Origin of the sequence: Emticicia sp. C21 (genome assembly GCF_003418935.1) — a bacterium.
Classification (GTDB): domain Bacteria; phylum Bacteroidota; class Bacteroidia; order Cytophagales; family Spirosomataceae; genus Emticicia.
The window spans coordinates 69,764-87,029 of sequence record NZ_QVMT01000002.1; the positions used below are offsets into that span (position 1 = coordinate 69,764).

Here is a 17,266-nt window from a genome sequence, read left to right on the forward strand (position 1 = left end):
TTAAAATCTAATTCTTCATGGCACGACGAGAGGTGTTTGTTAATATCTACGAGCAAATTACTGGGTGGCGATTTGCGGCCATTATTATTTTACTGCTGATAGGTACGGGTATTTTATACTATTTCAATCAACTGGGTGAAACACTTGATGAGCGTGAAAAGAAATACGCCAGGCTCTATGCTGAAAGTATCAAATTTACGATTGAACAACAATTGAATAGCACGTGTGATTATACGTATGTGAGCGAAATATTGCTGGCAAATGAAACTGTTCCGATGCTATTGGTAATGAATGGGGTACCAACAAATACCTCTCAGAATATACCTGAGCTTGAGGATAAAACCAGAAAATGGACAGATCAGGAGCTATTGGATTTTAAATACAATAAAGTAGCTGAAATGGATCAGGAGCACGAGCCCATCGAGTTTGTGCTGTTCAAAGACAAGTATAGAGTTTATTACAGCAACTCAGATGTGGTAAAGCAATTACGGTATTTTCCTTATATTCTTCTGGGGACTTTCCTTATTTTCGGCTCTCTAGCCTATATCGCGTATAGTTCATCACGCAAAGCTGAGCAAAATCGCGTATGGGTAGGTCTTGCCAAAGAAACGGCTCACCAATTAGGTACTCCTATATCAGCTTTGATGGCATGGGTAGAAGTATTAAGAGCTAATCCTGATTTTGATGCGAGTATCGGCGACGAAATGGAAAAGGATGTAAAGCGCTTGGAAACCATTACTACCCGTTTCTCGAATATCGGGTCTATTCCTCAAATGAGTCAAGAAAAAGTATCTGACATGGTTGAACAGACCTTGAAATATTTAGAAAGAAGAATTTCGACCAAAGTAAAAGTACATTTTGCGAGCCATATACCTGCTGATACTACAGTAGAGGTAAACCGCCATTTATTTGAATGGGTGATAGAAAACCTTTGTAAGAATGCGGTGGATGCCATGGTTGGGAAAGGTGAATTATTTGTATCCTTATCACCTCTGAATAAAAATAGAATAGCCATTGATGTAACTGATACGGGCAAAGGGATTTCTCAGTCTAATCTCCGAAAAATATTCAAACCGGGTTTTAGTACCAAGAAAAGAGGTTGGGGGCTTGGATTGACATTAGCCAAGCGTATCATTGAAAACTATCATGATGGCAGGCTCTATGTAAAAGAAACCCAGATTGATAAAGGAACCACTTTTAGAATAATACTGGATGTGGTTTGAGTGTGTTTCACTTCTCTTTCAAAAAAGCCGCAATCTCCTTAGCGAATGCTTCTGATATAGAAGTATTGCCATGATTGCCCGGAACTGTTTTTAATGTAGAATGGGGAATCATTTTTGCCAAAGCAGGTACATCACCATTATCACTATCCTGATTGCCTGAAATAACAAGAACCGGCTTTTTAACTTTGGCTAATTCAGAGGGCAGGGTAGTAGGTTGTACTTTTTGCAGATAACCCATTACCAAGGTATCCACGCCATTTCTTTTGGCACTTTCAATCGCGCCTTTGGTTTCAGGATACAAATGGGCTTTGCCCGAAAATGCTTCGGCAAACATTTTTCTCCTTTCCCAATTCGGGTTTGTAAAATCAACACCTGCTCCACCAATCACGGCTTTCATGATATGCTTATCTAAGGTCAGTTGTTTGGCTACGAGAATCGCTCCTCTTGAATACCCTACTACATGGTATTTCTTAAAGCCTAAATGTGTCATTAACTCCATCACATCGCGTAATTCAGCATTATCCTGATAAGCTTCTAATGAATGAGGTTTATCAGATACCCCATTGCCCCTCAAATCAACATTAATCACTTTAAAGCCATTATCTGCCAATGTCTGAATCAATACACCTCTTTTCCACGATTTGCTACTGCTCATAAATCCATGCAACAACACTACCGGCGTGCCTTCTCCGGTTACTTCATAATGAATTTTAGTGCCATCAAATGAGGTAAATAGTGGTTCTCTTTCGCTTTGAGCGAAAATTAATAATGGGCAAAGAAAGATGAATAATAGGGTTTTCATAGGATAGTTAAGGTTTATTTTTTCTAACATCCAAGCCATAACCTTTCAAAATACCTCTGGCCAGAGCGGCTTTATGTACCTCATCGGCACCATCATAGATACGAGCAGCTCTTTCGTGCGAATACCAGTGTGATAATAAAATATCATTGGTCATTCCTAATGCTCCATGTGTTTGTATCGCTCTGTCAATCACCCGAAGCATCATATTAGCTGTGAAGAATTTAATCATTGATATTTCGTCACGCACGGCTGCTGCTCCTTGTTCATCTATATTTTTGGCTGTTCTTAGTACTAATAAACGTGCGGCATCAATCTCTGCTCTGCTTTCAGCTATGAAGCCCTGAATGAATTGTTTTTCACCTAATACAACTCCCTCTTCCATTTCTCTGGATACTGCATACTGACACATCAGTTCAAAGCTACGCTCAGCAATACCAATAAAGCGCATGCAGTGGTGAATTCTACCTGGCCCTAAGCGTTCCTGTGCCAATAAAAATCCCATTCCTTCTGCGCCAATCAGGTTGGCTTGGGGTACTCGCACATTTTCATAAGTAACTTCGGCATGGCTTGCCCAGCTATCACCTGCATGTCCCATAATCGGGATATTTCTTACTAATGTAAAACCTGATGTATCGGTAGGTACTAATATCTGGCTAGCTCTTTTATGTGGTGCAGCATCAGGATTAGTCACTGCCATCACAATGGCAAAAGCCGCTCCATCAGCAGAAGATGTAAACCATTTATGTCCGTTAATTACATAATCGTCTCCATCTTTTACCGCTGTTGTACCCATGCGCGTCGGGTTCGAACCTGCAAATTCAGGTTCGGTCATAGAGAAGCAACTTCTGATAGCTCCGTCCATTAAAGGCTTTAAGTATTGGTCTTTCAGATGTTTAGGTGCATACTTATGCATCAGCTCGGTATTGCCAATATCAGGTGCTTGTGTATTAAACACAAAATGCCCGAAAGGCGTCATGGCCAGAATTTCGCTGACTTGTCCGAACTCACAAAGGCTTAGGTCTAACCCTCCATCTTCTTCAGGTAGATGCAATCCCCACAATCCGGCTTTTTTGACTAAGGCTCTTTTTTGTTGTAGAACAGGCTCTATATAGGAGAAATTATGCGTAAGGTTTTCGGTAGTTTCTAAAGGATATAACTCATTGACTACAAATTCTTTGATTCGGGGTAATAGCGTGCTGATTTTCTCAGTAATAAACAAACGCTCCATAATCCAGGTTTTTAAGGTTGAATCTGTAAATATGGTAATAATTTAGCTTTCATGTATTGATTTATAAAATTTAACTCCAACACTTTCCTCAATTTTTTCATGGAAATAGTTTAATTTTGGATTTTCAAACCTTATATGCTCTTTTACCTATTTGAGCGCAAACGAAATTTCCTATCTACCCCTTTTGAATGAATAAATTCAGCTTCTTTTTCCTGCTTTGTTTTTTACAATTCTGCTATTGTCAAAGCTACGCTGCTGATTCAGTATTTGTTCGTCAGGTAATCATAAAAGGGAATATCCGGACTAAAGACAAAATCATTTTGCGTGAAGTAGGCGTGAGGGCAGGAGATAGTTTGAGAAAAACTACCATTAATGAAGTACTGGAAATTGACCGTAGAAAAATTGTTAATACTAACCTGTTTGTCACGGTAAATGTAGCCACTATACATATCAGCGAATCAGTAATAGATATTGAAATTGAGGTAAAAGAGCGGCTCTATTTTGTGGCTTTTCCGGTTTTTTATCTGGCCGACCGTAATTTTAATGAGTGGTGGTATGAACGCAAGCGGGATTTAAGAAGAACCATTTATGGGGTCTATAGCAAGCATTCAAACCTGACTGGGAATAACGACCAGCTAAAACTCAGAGCAGAGTTTGGTTTTGTACCAAACTTCGAGATAGCTTATTCAACACCTTATCTGGATAAAGATTTAACCAAAAGGGTTTCAGTAGGAGTGCTATATGTGATGAATAAAACGATGGCTTACCGAACCTCGCAGGATAAATTACAATTCTTCCAAAGTGAGGCAAAGCAGCGGGAACGCCTCTATATTTATTCAGTATTTAGCCAACGAAAAGGCTTTTACCAAAGCCAGCAATTAGAGTTAAGTTATACGCAGGTACACATAGGAGATACGATTGCCGTGCTGAACCCAAACTATCTTTTAGATGGCCAACAAAAACAGAATTACTTCCTGGCGAGTTATGCTTATATATATGATAAAAGAGATAACAGACAATATGCTTTAGATGGGTATACTGTAAGCTTTGGAGTGACGAAATATGGGCTATTGCCGAGCGATAATATCAAATTATTCAGCCTGTCGGCAGGGTATACCCAATATTTTTCATTAGGCAAGAAGTTTTATGCCAATTATAGTGTAAGAGGCAGGATGTCGTTTCCGAAGAAACAACCTTTTTTGCAAACCTTGGGTTTGGGGTATCGTAACGATCTGGTAAGAGGATATGAATTGTATGTAATAGATGGGCAGAGTTATGGGCTTGTAAAAACCAATCTGAAATACCAGCTTTTTAATCGCACATTTGATTTGAAGAAGTATCTTAAAATAAAACAATTCAATACTTTTCCGCTCACAGCATACTTAAATTCGTTTATTGACGTTGGGTACGTTAAGAATGAGTTTTCGGCATTAAACAATAGTCGCCTGGTTAATAAAGTGATTGCCGGAGCGGGGCTGGGGCTTGATGTAGTGACATTTTATAACGTGGTCGGGAGGATTAATTATTCATTGAATGGCTTAGGGGAGAGACGAGTTTTTTTTGCAGTTACCAGAGATTTTTAAGTAAAGATTATTTTAAACATAATCTGAAATAGATTAAATACCGATACAATAAGTTCAAACTCATGAAAATCTACATTTTTGTTTTAATTTTGTTTATTCTAGCTTGTAGTAACCCAAAAGAAACCCAGACAGTGGAAGTAGATGTCCCTCCCCCACCAACAGCACCTGCGGCCTCAAGCAATGTGCAAAACCTGGCCCGTACCATTTTGGGTACCGGCGAAGGTCTCTTACGCGGTGTCAAATTTGGCGATTCAATTGAAGAGGTGAAAAAGAAAGAAACGGTCGAACTTTTTGAAGAAGAGGATTCGCATGTAGGCTATTCTTTTGACACCGACAATCTGGAAACTGTTGATATTCTGTACGAAAAAAATAGTCAGAATCGCGTTTCAGGCATTGAATTAGACATTTATATGAACACCGACGAAACAAATGAAGGTCTGAAAAATGAACTGAGTAATTTGTTTACTGTACGCTATGGAAAGCCTGTATCGGAAAACCCGATACTTGTATGGAAAGTTAAACCCACAGGACAAGTTAGTATTAAAGTGGTAAAGAATAAATTGGATAGAGGTCTTGAGGTAAAGTTTTCTCAGCAGCCTAAATCGATTTGATTTTATTAAATCAGCCCTCTAAGAAAAATAAAACTTAGAGGGTTTTTTATGGACTAATTTTGATATTTTTAGAAATTCCAATCAATAATAGTGTAAATCCAAATCTATCTTACATATACTTAATGTTATGAATATGAAAACAAAATTACTCCATTTGGCACTGATTAGTTGTTTAACGATAGCTGCCTGCGAGGGCCCGCAAGGCCCTGACGGAGCAGCCGGTCCTATAGGAGCGACCGGTCCAACAGGTGCAACAGGCAGTACAGGACCAACAGGGCCAGCGGGTACGGGAGCTAACGGATCTACCGGAGCCACAGGTGCCACTGGAGCGACAGGCGAAAAAGGAGACCCGGGAACAAATGGGACAAACGGCAATGATGGAGCTAAAGGTGATAAAGGAGACCCCGGCACTGCTAATGTAATTTATTCAGGGTGGTTTACACCAAGTACCAGTGATTGGCAAAAATTGTCGGAGATTAATTATACTTATTCTATTTCAGAAGGAAGAATTACTCAGGAGATTGTGGATAGAGGAGTAGTATTGGCCTACAGTCGCCAGAATGCTAACAGCGCCAGCTATTTGCTACCGCTTACGATGACTACTCCTTCGAGCATCAGTAATTATAATGTAGGCATGAGCATGGATAAAGTAATTTTTAATTTCCTTGAATTATTAGAGCCATCAGGAAAACCAGCCAATAATTTACAGTTCCGTTACGTTATTATACCCGGAGGCGTACAGGCAAGAGCAAATTTAGACTATACTAATTTTGATGATGTTGCCCGCGCTTTCGGAATCCCAGAATAGTTTGGAAAATTTGTCAGGAATTGGGATTGTAAAGACACCTCTAGGGGTGTCTTTGCTTTTTTATAGCATTCAAAAGGCAGTAAGGAACTGAATTGAACGGAAAAGTATTGTTTTATAAACAAGAAGCTCTTAAATTAGTATTAAGTTTATATACTTACTTCCACAAAACGACTTATTACAATGTGTTATCATCTATCACTCGAAGCTGATGCCGAGCGGTTGAAAGAGCGCTACAGAGCCAAACAGCTGAAAAATCTGGAAAAGTTAAAACCCGTCTATCATGCCAATGCCTTTAGTTTTTTGCCCTGGCCAGTGATTACTGCGGCTGAACCTGATACTATTCAATTGATGCAATGGGGATTAATACCCTCGTGGGCCGCAAATCATGCCAAAGCCATGGATCTACGAAAAAATACACCCAATGCCCGCATAGAAACTATATTTGAAAAACCCTCTTTCAGAGAATCTGCTTATAAAAGACATTGCCTGGTGCCTGCTACAGGTTTTTTTGAGTGGCAAACCCTGGAAAACAAGAAGTATCCGTATTACATACATGTAAAAGACCAGGATATTTTTAGCCTGGCCGGAATCTGGGAGGTATGGACAGATAAGCAGAATGGAGAAATGAAAGAGACTTTCTCAATTATCACCACGGATGCAAATCCTTTAATGGCCAGAATACACAATTCGAAGAAAAGAATGCCCGTTATATTATCTAAGGAAAATGAACTGGATTGGCTTCAAAAAGGGTTTGATGAAACTACAATAGACTCTTTTGCCAAACCTTTCGACGAAAACAAAATGGAGGCTTATACTATAAGCCGAAAGATTTCGGAGAAAGACTCAAATACACCTGATGTGCTGAAACCCTACACCTATTCAGAGTTTACGCAAACAAGTCTTTTTTAATTGTATGATTATTATGACAACTAAAAATCTATCTCTGCACAAGAGCGGTATGGCTATTGGCTTTTTTGCCGCTTCTTTTATTTCAACAGCTAGCTTTGCCCAGAAATGTAATCATGCCAATGAAGTACAGGCGCTTTTTACGCAGTTAAAAAACAATGGCTTCAACGAGGAGGAGCCTGTTGACTATCACTATTATTTTATTGATAGTGATCCAAAAGATATAGCTCACCTAAAAGAGGTATTGGTAAAACAGGATTATAAATATGTAGGCATTGCCAAGATGGCAGGCAAGTATCAGTTAGAAGTTAGTAAAAAAGAGGCGCATACTGCCGGATCAGCCATTGAAAAAGGAAAAGAGCTTAAAGCTTTAGCTACCAGTAATAATGTAGATGTGTTTGATGGCTTTGAATTGAAAATGGCCGGGAATAATGATATTTCAGATGATGTTGATGTATCTGAAGAGATAAACAAAATTCCACAACAACAACTATTTAAGAAAGCATTAGATTTTTATAATAAGAATGAAACCGAAAAAGCCTTGGTGGCTTTTGACCGTTGTATCAATTTGGGTATAAATCCAGAAACGAGTCATTATAAAAGAGGAAATTGCAAGACAACATTGGGCAATGTAAATGGGGCAATAGCAGATTTAGAAACAGTCGTACGTCTGAATCCCAAACATTATGAGGCAAATTTCAATCTGGGAGGCTTGTATCTGGATAAAGAAAATTATGACAGAGCCATTAGTTATTACCAAAAGGCAGTAGCAACCAATCCTCAAAGCGATAATGGTTTTTACCGTCTGGCAGAAGCCTACCAGAAAAAAGGGGAGAAGAAAACGGCACTTCAATATTGCGAAAAATCACTAGCCGTGAACCCGGGTAATGTCTATGCCAAAGAATTATTAAAAAAACTGAATTGATAAGATAACTCCTCATGAAGCAAGAGGGAGTTGGTTCTATGCCAACTCCCTCTTCTTTTTTCTGACAATTTAGCAATACTGAAAATAGGATAAGTGACAATTTGTCATTAAATTTTCTGTCAAATTAAAGAAAATGTGTCATTTTGTCTTGAGTTTTGTGGTGGTATACAAATTGATAATAATAAAACGTCGCCACGAGGTTGTGGCAAATAAAAATGTTAAACAAGATAAAATTTATAAAACCATGGCAACATTAGTAAGAAGTTTCGCACCTACTTTTCCATCAGTATTACAAAACTTTTTTAATGATTTCGAGCGTGTAGCGCCGACTCATCAAAATTCATTTCCGGCAGTGAATGTATTGGAAAGTGAGAATGAATTTAAAATTGAATTAGCAGCTCCGGGCTTGAAAAAAGAAGATTTCAAAATTAACGTTCATGAGAATGTATTGACTATTTCAGCTGAGCAAAAAACTGAAAGCGAAGAAAACAAAGACAACGGTAAGTATACCCGTAAAGAATTTAACTATTCTTCATTCAAACGTTCGTTTACTTTACCAAAAACGGTTGATGGTGATAAAATTGTGGCGTCTTATAACGAAGGTGTTTTAGGTTTATCATTACCTAAAAAAGAAGAAGCAAAACCAAAAGAACCACGTTTAATTGAAATTGCGTAAGCAAACTAAATAGCGTATAAAAGGGCAAGATTCCAATGGGTTTCTTGCCCTTTATTAGTAAATAAAAACCCTTTAGTTAAAATTTGTTAAAAATCCACAACACTACGAATTATCATAAATGCTTTTGCGTTAAATTTGTAGAAAACAAAAAAAGAGTATTTTTGTTACCCTATTAAAACAGAGAATCAGATTTGAAAATAATTTACTAATGATTGTAACCCAATCAGTGTAATCAGAATAATTCAGTTTTAAATCAGCAGTAAAGAACTATGAACAACACATTAAAAACAATCGGTATTGCTTTGGCCAGTAGTATCGTTACCATAGGTGGTTATCGTATGCTGGGTTTTGAAGGAAAGGATGTAATTTTTAACGAAGCCTCAACACCAACGTCTATTAATCGTCTAGCCAACTTTCCAGGAGGTGGCGCTGCACCGGGTGATTTCACTTATGCGGCAGAACTATCAACTCCATCTGTAGTACACATTAAAGCTAAATCATCTCGCATGGTGCGTCAACAACGCTCTATCTTCGATGATTTCTTCGGCGATGATTCTCCATTTGGTATGCCACGTGGTGGTGGTAACCAGCAACAGGAGTCTTCGGGTTCAGGTGTAATCATTTCAAACGATGGTTATATTGCCACTAACAACCACGTAGTAGAAGGGGCGGATGAATTAGAAGTAGTAACTTCTGATCACCGTTCATATAAAGCGAAAGTATTAGGTACAGACCCATCGACTGACATTGCAGTTATCAAAATAGAAGGTTCAAACTTCCCTGCCATGACATTTGCTAACTCTGATAACGTGAAAGTAGGTGAGTGGGTATTAGCGGTAGGTAACCCTTTTAACTTAGAATCAACGGTTACAGCAGGTATTGTAAGTGCAAAAGGTCGTAATATCGGTATCCTTGCACAGAAACAACAACAGATGTACAGACGTAATGGTGATGACCGTCAACAAAGAACATCAGATGCTATCGAATCATTTATTCAGACTGATGCAGCTGTAAACCCTGGTAATAGTGGTGGTGCCCTTGTAAACCTGAAAGGTGAGTTAATCGGTATCAATACAGCGATTGCCAGCCCGAATGGTGCTTATGCAGGTTATGCGTTTGCGGTTCCATCAAGCATAGTGAAGAAAGTAACAGCAGATATTGTGAAATTTGGTAATGTTCAACGTGGTTACTTAGGTATCAACCTGGTAGAATTAGATAGCAAACGTGCAGAAGAGGTAGGCTCGAAAGTATCAGAAGGTATCTATGTTGCTGATGTAATTGATAACGGTGCTGCGAAAGCTGCCGGTATCCAGAAAGGCGACGTGATTGTGAAAGTAGATGGTGTAGATACCAAGAGCGGCCCAAGATTACAGGAAATGATTGGTCGTAAACGTCCAGGTGAGTCAGCGGTAGTTACTGTATCTCGTGATGGTAAATTGAGAGACTTCGATGTAACCTTACGTAATCGTGATGGTGGCAAAGATTTCCTGAAAAAAGAAGTAGTAGCGAGCAATAGTACTTTTGAGAAACTAGGCGTTGATTTAGCCGAGCTTTCATCAGCAGAAAAACAAAAATTCGGTGTGTCGGGTGGCGTAGTAGTGAAAAGAATTTATGATGGTGATATTGCAGACTATACCCAAATGCGCGAAGGATTTGTCGTATTGAAAGTTGGTGAGCGCAAAGTTAGCTCAGTAAACGACTTCAAAGCAGCTATTAAAGAAGCGAAAGAAAATGGAGATGAAGGCGTAATGATTTGTGGCACTTACCAAAGTGCATCACGTACGACTTGTTATGGTTTGAGTTTGGAATAGTGGCGCAGAGTAGTGCAAATAAGAATCCCAGCCTTAGGGTTGGGATTTTTTTGTGCCCAAATAGTAACATTTATACATTCTATGGTAAGTAAATAATAAATGCAATTCCTCCATTTGCATCCACTTTCAATTTTATTATATTCGCATACACTCATACCTAAACTCCAACCAATGAAATCACGCAGACACTTCATTCAAAAACTATCAGCTTTTACGGGCGCATCTCTTCTACCTTCTTTAAAAGCACTTTCGGCTGATAACCTTTTAACTATCAGTCAGCTAAGTTCAAACAAAACACCCCAAGAATTAGCTACTGATGAAGACTACTGGTATCAGATTCAACAAGCTTACACGGTTTCGCCACAAATCATTAACCTGAATAATGGGGGGGTAAGTCCTGCGCCATTGGTAGTGCAAAATGCGGTTGAGCGCTATGGCAAATTTGCCAATGAAGCACCCAGCTATTTTATGTGGCGTATCTTAGACCAGGGCAGAGAACCCCTTAGAGAAAACCTGGCAAAATACGCAGGTGTATCACCGGAAGAAATCGCTATTAACCGCAATGCTACCGAGGCATTAGATACCATCATATTAGGCTTGCCCTTACAAAGAGGTGACGAAATTGTGATGACACGTTACGACTATCCGAATATGCTGCATGCCTATAGACAAAGAGAATTGAGAGAGGGTCTGAAAATCAATTATGTGGAGTTAGACTTACCTGCCGAGGACAATAATTTGATAGTGAAAAAGTTTGTAGAGCAAATGACGCCTAAAACCAAGGTAGTGCACATCACGCATATCATCAACTGGAACGGACAAATTCTACCAGCTAAACGCATCGCCGACGAAGCGCATAAAAGGGGAATTGAAGTGGTGATTGATGGCGCCCATTCATTTGCGCATTTAGAATATAAAATCCCGGATTTGGGAGGTGATTACTACGGCACAAGCTTGCACAAATGGCTTTCTGCACCGATAGGCACTGGAATGTTGTGGATGAAGAAAGAGAAGATTAGTAAAGTATTTCCATTAATTCCTAACGATAAACCCAATTCAGATAATATCAGAAAATTCGAGAACCTGGGTACCAGGCCATTCATGATTGAGCAGGCCATTGGCCAGGCACTTAATTTTCAGTTAGCTATAGGCAATGCCCGTAAAGAAGCACGGTTACGCTACCTGAAAAACTACTGGGCTAAAGAAGCTGTAAGCAATATTCCTAAATTTAAATTGAATACCTCACTCAAACAGGAGTTTTCAGGGGCATTAGCGCACTTTGGTATTGAGGGTTTAGAAGGAGGGAAAATTGAGGGAGAACTATTGGGCAAATTTAAAATCCACACCTCACCTGTGAAATGGGAGAAATTAGATGGGGTACGAGTAACACCACACGTCTATACTACTTTGAATGATTTGGATAGGCTATTGGATGGTATTAAGCATGTAGCTAAGACATAAGATAAGGCTTACTTACTGAGAATATCCCGTAGGGATAGTATATTGGTAGTAAAATATGATAAAAGTAAATTTCAAGTCCCGTAGGGACGATATATTGATTCAATATACCGTCCCTACGGGACTTTGAACTTCTAATCCTACATTTTTCTACCAATATATCGTCCCTAACGGGACTTTGGATTATAGTAGTTACTTAGCTACTTCAACTTTCACCACCAATAAAAATTCATCCATCTCAATCTGGCTCGCATCCTGAATATCGTCTTGTACGATATTTAAAGAAAGTGCCTGCACTTCCTGACAGATATACTCCTTATTGGCTGCTATAGCCTTTACCAGTGCTTCGTTATTATTTTGAAGCGTGATATTGATTTTATCAGTTACTTCAAAACCATTGTCTTTTCTATAGTTCTGGATACGATTCACAAAATCACGGGCGATACCTTCATTACGTAATTCCTCTGAGATAATCATATCCAAAGCTACCGTAATGCCTCCCTCACTGGCTACTAACCAGCCCGGTACATCTTCTGTCAATATCTCCACATCTTCCAGTTTCAGGTAAGAGAAAGTAGCTAAAGCAGAGTTCGTGAAAAGCTCTCCGCTTTTTTCTAATTCTTTCAGTTGCTCGGCTGTCATGGAGTTGATGAAGTTACCTACTTCTTTCATATCCTTGCCATACTTAGGGCCTAATACTTTGAAATTAGGTTTCACTTTCTTTTTCAATATACCCGAATCATCATCCAGATATTCAACAGCCTTGATATTTACCTCCGATTTAATGATTTCTTCTACATGGCGGATTTCCTCACGCGTGCTTTCAGACAATACCGGAATCAATACTCTTTGCAAAGGTTGACGAACTTTAATTTTATGGCCTTTACGTAACGAGTGTACCAAAGAAGATATCCTTTGAGCCAAGTCCATCGATTCTTCCAAATCCACATCAACCATGTTTTGGTCATATTCAGTCCATTGCGTAAAGTGCACTGACTCATGCAGGAAATGCGTTCTTTTGGCTTTTGCTTCCTCACGGATACAATCAGTCATATTTCTATACAACCAATCGCCATAGAAAGGAGCAATAGGAGACATCAACTGCGAAACCACTACCAAGCAATGTTGAAGTGTTTCATAAGCAGCCTGTTTATTCTCGGTCATTTCGCCTTGCCAGAAACGACGACGGCACAAACGTACATACCAGTTAGAGAGTTGGTCGCAAACAAAATCCTGTACCAAACGCCCTGCTTTTGTAGGATTATAGGTTTCATATTGCTCGCCCACTTCTTTTACCAACGTATTTAATTTTGAGAGAACCCAACGGTCCATTTCAGGCAAACGCTCATATGGCACACGGTCAGACTCTGTCATTTTATAATTATCCAGATTGGCATATAGTGCGAAGAAATTGTACGTATTGGTTAGTGTACCAAAGAACTTACGTTGCACTTCAGTAATACCCTCAATATTAAATTTCAGGTTATCCCAAGGTTCGGCATTAGTAATCATATACCAACGAGTCGGGTCAGCACCGAAATTCTTAAGCGTTTCAAAAGGATTCACGGCATTACCCAAACGCTTCGACATTTTATTGCCGTTCTTATCCAACACCAATCCTGTTGATACGACATTTTTAAAGGCAATAGAGTCATATAACATACCCGAAATGGCATGCAAGGTAAAGAACCAACCACGGGTCTGGTCAACACCTTCAGAAATGAAATCAGCCGGATAGCTATTATCAAATATTTCTTTGTTTTCAAATGGATAATGCCATTGTGCAAAAGGCATCGCACCTGAATCAAACCAGACATCTATCAAATCAGACTCACGTTGCATAACCTTGCCACTTGGCGAAACCAGATATACCTCATCCACAAACGGACGGTGTAAATCTTCTTCATTTTTGGCCAGCAATTCAAGGAAATACGCATTCTTTTGCTTTTGCTCTGCTGATAAGGCATCATCTTTCTGTGCGTGAAGAATACCGTTTTTCAATTCTTCCAATGAACCGATACAAACTTCTTCACCATCTTCACTTCTCCAGATAGGTAGGGGTGTTCCCCAATAGCGGCTACGGGATAAGTTCCAGTCAACAGCGTTTTCCAGCCAGTTACCGAAACGACCCGTACCGGTGCTCTCCGGCTGCCAGTTGATTTTTCTATTTAACTCTACCAGACGGTCTTTCATGGCCGTGGTGCGGATAAACCAACTATCCAAAGGATAATATAAGACAGGTTTATCAGTACGCCAGCAATGCGGGTAAGGGTGGTCAAACTTCTGAACATTGAAAGCCTTGTTTTCAATTTTTAGTTTGATACCGATACGTTCATCAACCGATAAATATTTATCACGTCCTTGTTTCTGACGTTCTGTTTCTTTCTCTTCATCTGTCAGATATTGCTCTTTTACGTACTCCAAAGCAAAATCTGTGATCTCTTTTACGAAACGACCACGTTTGTCAACAATCGGTACATCCTTACCTGTTTCATCTTTAACCATGATTGGCGGGATACCATTTTGTTGCGCAACCCGGAAGTCATCAGCACCGAAAGTAGGAGAGGTATGCACAACCCCTGTACCATCTTCAGTTGTTACAAAATCACCTATGATTACCCTGAAAGCTGCTGCTTCAGGTTGTACATAAGGCAATAATTGTTCGTATTCGATACCTTCTAGCTGCGAGCCTTTAAATTCAGTAAGGATAGTCCACGGAATCAATTTTTTATCCGATGCCTCAAATCCTTCAAAATCGCCATCACGTCCTTTATCCGAAAAATACTTACTCACTAATACTTTAGCTAAAACTACATCAACAGGCAGATAAGTATATGGATTAAAGGTGCGTACCAATACATAATCAATATTTTTACCTACTGTAAGCGCAGAATTGGCAGGAAGTGTCCACGGAGTAGTTGTCCATGCCAGAATAAAAAGGTTTCGTCCACCTGCATCAAATAAAAAGTCAGATTTTTCCGATTTCTTCACTTTAAACTGGGCTGTCAAAGAAGTATCTTTTACTTCTTTGTAAGTACCCGGCATATTCAACTCATGCGACGAAAGCCCCGTTCCGGCCGCAGGAGAATAAGGCTGAATGGTATAGCCTTTATAGAGTAAACCTTTGTTATAAAACTCTTTCAGCAAATACCAGATACTCTCTATGTATTCGTTTTTATAGGTGATATACGGGTCATCTAAGTCAACCCAGTATCCCATTTTTTCGGTCAGATCATTCCATTGGTCTGTAAAACGCATCACCGTTTCACGACACTTTTTGTTATATTCTTCAACCGAAATCTTTACACCTATATCTTCTTTTGTAATGCCTAGTTCTTTTTCCACTTGTAACTCTACAGGCAAGCCGTGTGTATCCCAACCGCCTTTGCGTTTTACCTGAAAGCCTTTAAGTGTTTTATAACGACAAAAAATATCTTTAATCGTACGAGCCATCACATGGTGAATACCAGGAGTGCCATTCGCTGAGGGCGGTCCTTCGAAAAAGGTAAAAGCAGGTGCGCCCTCTCTTACCTCGATAGATTGCTCGAATATTTTGTTCTCTTTCCAGAATTCAAGAATCTCGTCCGCAATTGCTGCGTAGTTGACTGATTTATACTCTTTATAGTGCTGCATAATATAAGCGAAAATGGGGCCTTACCCAAATTAGAGTGCAAAGATACGCATTTTTAGTGCAAGGCGTAATACTGATAGCAGAGATTTAGAGAACCACTCCATTAGATGTGAATGCATTGGGAAAAGACAGTTAAAAAATACTAAGTTTAGATTCCAGTCCTATTGTTTAGAATATGATATCAATGGTTAAGCATGAAGAAGATCTATTAAGAATTTGAACGACTATTTTTTGTATTTTTATTTGCAAAAAAAAATCCATTAGACTATGTTTAAAAATTTGAAATAGTCACGATTTAATCTGACAGTTACGAATTTATTAGTAATTTAAATTAAAGATTAAATCAATGACAACACAGGCAAAAATCATTAAGAACAAGTTAGGAGTTTTAGAACTTGCCAATGTCTTAGGCAATGTTTCAAAAGCTTGTAAAGTAATGGGCTATAGTCGTGATAGCTTCTATCGTTTTAAAGAACTATATGAACAGGGTGGTGAATTAGCACTTCAAGAAATTAGTCGTAGAAAGCCCATAGAGAAAAATCGGGTAGATACTTTAATAGAAGAAGCTGTTGTAAAGATGGCTATAGATTTACAAGCTTATGGGCAACTAAGAGTATCAAATGAATTAAAGAAACAAGGAATTGTTGTTTCACCTGGAGGTGTACGCTCAATCTGGTTGAGACATGATTTAGCCACTTTTAAGAAGCAGTTGAAAGCTCTAGAAGCTAAGGTTAATCAGTAAGGCATAATACTTACTGATGAGCAAATAACTGCCTTAGAAAGAGCTAAAGCTGAGAAGCAAGCACAAGGAGAAATAGAAACACATCATCCAGGTTATTTAGGCGCCCAAGACACTTATTATGTAGGTAATACCAAAAGCGTAGGCCACATTTATCAGCAAACCTTTATTGATACTTATACAAAGGTAGCTTTCGCCAAACTCTACGACCGTAAGAATGCTTTAGTATCAGCTGATATGCTAAATGACAAAGTACGGCGATTATTCGGGTTGATTTATTGACTCTACTTATGTCATTATTTCCTGAGGTAGTATTAGAATCGCCTTCCAAATAGAGAGAGAACGGTTATATTTCCAGAAGCAAGACTTTTAATTGTCCCTTAATTGCCACTTACCCACCAAACGTATTTGCGAAAACGCGCTACATGCACCACATTGTTATCTGTGGAATCATTGCGAAACGGCTTGTCCAGCCTTGCAGTGCCACTATCTTCAGCATACCACACGCATCAGAAAGCAATATGCCTTGCATTTTTCCCTCCTCGGCATCCCATCTCAACATGCTGAAATAAAGATTTAAGGCGGCGTCAGGCGCAGTAAAACAGGAAATAAGAAATCTCCGGGTATCAATTGCCCTGGCAATCTCCCTGTTTCCATAATAAAGAATAGTATTTCCCAAACTGGGGTCTACTGTTCCTCGATCTTACCATGGTAAGCCTCCGCTATCTTTCCAAAACGGCAATAGGCTTCCCCAATAATAGCCGGGTCCTTTTTTTCTGCTCAGCCAGATCCATAAAACTGCCGTCGTCACTTAGCATTTGCAGGTATATGTTGCCGTCTAATTTGTATCGGGCCAGGTCATAAC

The 17,266-nt window shown here is 39.2% G+C and carries 13 protein-coding genes and 1 pseudogene; 10 read left to right on the forward strand and 4 right to left on the reverse strand.

Annotated features, from left to right (window positions below; all coding sequences use genetic code 11):
- Positions 1–17 precede the first annotated feature (17 nt).
- Entirely contained in the window at positions 18–1,223 is a 1,206-nt protein-coding gene (locus D0T08_RS05250) for a PAS domain-containing sensor histidine kinase (RefSeq protein WP_116981562.1), read from the forward strand.
- 7 nt (positions 1,224–1,230) lie between these two features.
- Here D0T08_RS05250 and D0T08_RS05255 read toward each other — a convergent pair whose 3' ends face one another.
- Together D0T08_RS05255 and D0T08_RS05260 are read right to left on the reverse strand one after the other, a co-directional pair.
- The gene (locus D0T08_RS05255; protein ID WP_116982011.1) at positions 1,231–2,025 is read right to left on the reverse strand and encodes an alpha/beta fold hydrolase; all 795 of its coding nucleotides are present in this window, start codon (positions 2,023–2,025) and stop codon (positions 1,231–1,233) included.
- Positions 2,026–2,032: 7 nt separating this feature from the next.
- On the reverse strand, positions 2,033–3,253 hold the full coding sequence (locus D0T08_RS05260; protein ID WP_116981563.1) for an acyl-CoA dehydrogenase family protein: 1,221 nt from the start codon (positions 3,251–3,253) through the stop codon (positions 2,033–2,035).
- Between the two features lie 188 nt (positions 3,254–3,441).
- On the opposite strand from D0T08_RS05260, the gene D0T08_RS05265 reads away from it, so the two are divergent.
- The 8 genes from D0T08_RS05265 to D0T08_RS05300 all read left to right on the forward strand — a co-directional run bounded on the left by D0T08_RS05265 (position 3,442) and on the right by D0T08_RS05300 (position 12,034).
- Entirely contained in the window at positions 3,442–4,836 is a 1,395-nt protein-coding gene (locus D0T08_RS05265; protein ID WP_116981564.1) for a BamA/TamA family outer membrane protein, read from the forward strand.
- 62 nt (positions 4,837–4,898) lie between these two features.
- Positions 4,899–5,447, forward strand: coding sequence for a hypothetical protein (locus tag D0T08_RS05270; RefSeq protein ID WP_116981565.1), 549 nt, complete (start codon positions 4,899–4,901; stop codon positions 5,445–5,447).
- A gap of 133 nt (positions 5,448–5,580) precedes the next feature.
- A complete protein-coding gene (locus tag D0T08_RS27745; protein WP_199538124.1) occupies positions 5,581–6,255 on the forward strand; it encodes a collagen-like protein in 675 nt (224 codons plus the stop codon).
- A gap of 180 nt (positions 6,256–6,435) precedes the next feature.
- Positions 6,436–7,164 carry an SOS response-associated peptidase gene (locus D0T08_RS05280; RefSeq protein WP_116981566.1) on the forward strand — a complete coding sequence of 243 codons (729 nt, stop codon included), beginning with the start codon at positions 6,436–6,438 and terminating at the stop codon, positions 7,162–7,164.
- A 13-nt stretch (positions 7,165–7,177) separates the two neighbouring features.
- The gene (locus D0T08_RS05285) at positions 7,178–8,086 is read left to right on the forward strand and encodes a tetratricopeptide repeat protein (protein WP_158561198.1); all 909 of its coding nucleotides are present in this window, start codon (positions 7,178–7,180) and stop codon (positions 8,084–8,086) included.
- A gap of 244 nt (positions 8,087–8,330) precedes the next feature.
- Positions 8,331–8,762 (forward strand): Hsp20/alpha crystallin family protein, encoded by a 432-nt coding sequence (locus D0T08_RS05290; RefSeq protein ID WP_116982012.1) that lies wholly within the window; start codon positions 8,331–8,333, stop codon positions 8,760–8,762.
- A gap of 269 nt (positions 8,763–9,031) precedes the next feature.
- Positions 9,032–10,573, forward strand: coding sequence for a Do family serine endopeptidase (locus D0T08_RS05295; RefSeq protein ID WP_116981568.1), 1,542 nt, complete (start codon positions 9,032–9,034; stop codon positions 10,571–10,573).
- Positions 10,574–10,744: 171 nt separating this feature from the next.
- Entirely contained in the window at positions 10,745–12,034 is a 1,290-nt protein-coding gene (locus D0T08_RS05300) for an aminotransferase class V-fold PLP-dependent enzyme (RefSeq protein ID WP_116981569.1), read from the forward strand.
- Positions 12,035–12,223: 189 nt separating this feature from the next.
- Here D0T08_RS05300 and ileS read toward each other — a convergent pair whose 3' ends face one another.
- Positions 12,224–15,664: an isoleucine--tRNA ligase gene (gene ileS, locus D0T08_RS05305; protein ID WP_116981570.1), complete on the reverse strand. Its 3,441-nt coding sequence runs from the start codon at positions 15,662–15,664 to the stop codon at positions 12,224–12,226.
- Positions 15,665–16,008: 344 nt separating this feature from the next.
- Here ileS and D0T08_RS05310 point away from each other — a divergent pair.
- A pseudogene (locus D0T08_RS05310) lies at positions 16,009–16,668 on the forward strand (helix-turn-helix domain-containing protein); the annotation flags it as partial.
- 154 nt (positions 16,669–16,822) lie between these two features.
- On the opposite strand, the gene D0T08_RS27425 reads toward D0T08_RS05310, so the two are convergent.
- A complete protein-coding gene (locus D0T08_RS27425) occupies positions 16,823–17,080 on the reverse strand; it encodes a hypothetical protein (protein ID WP_147322712.1) in 258 nt (85 codons plus the stop codon).
- Positions 17,081–17,266: the final 186 nt, after the last annotated feature.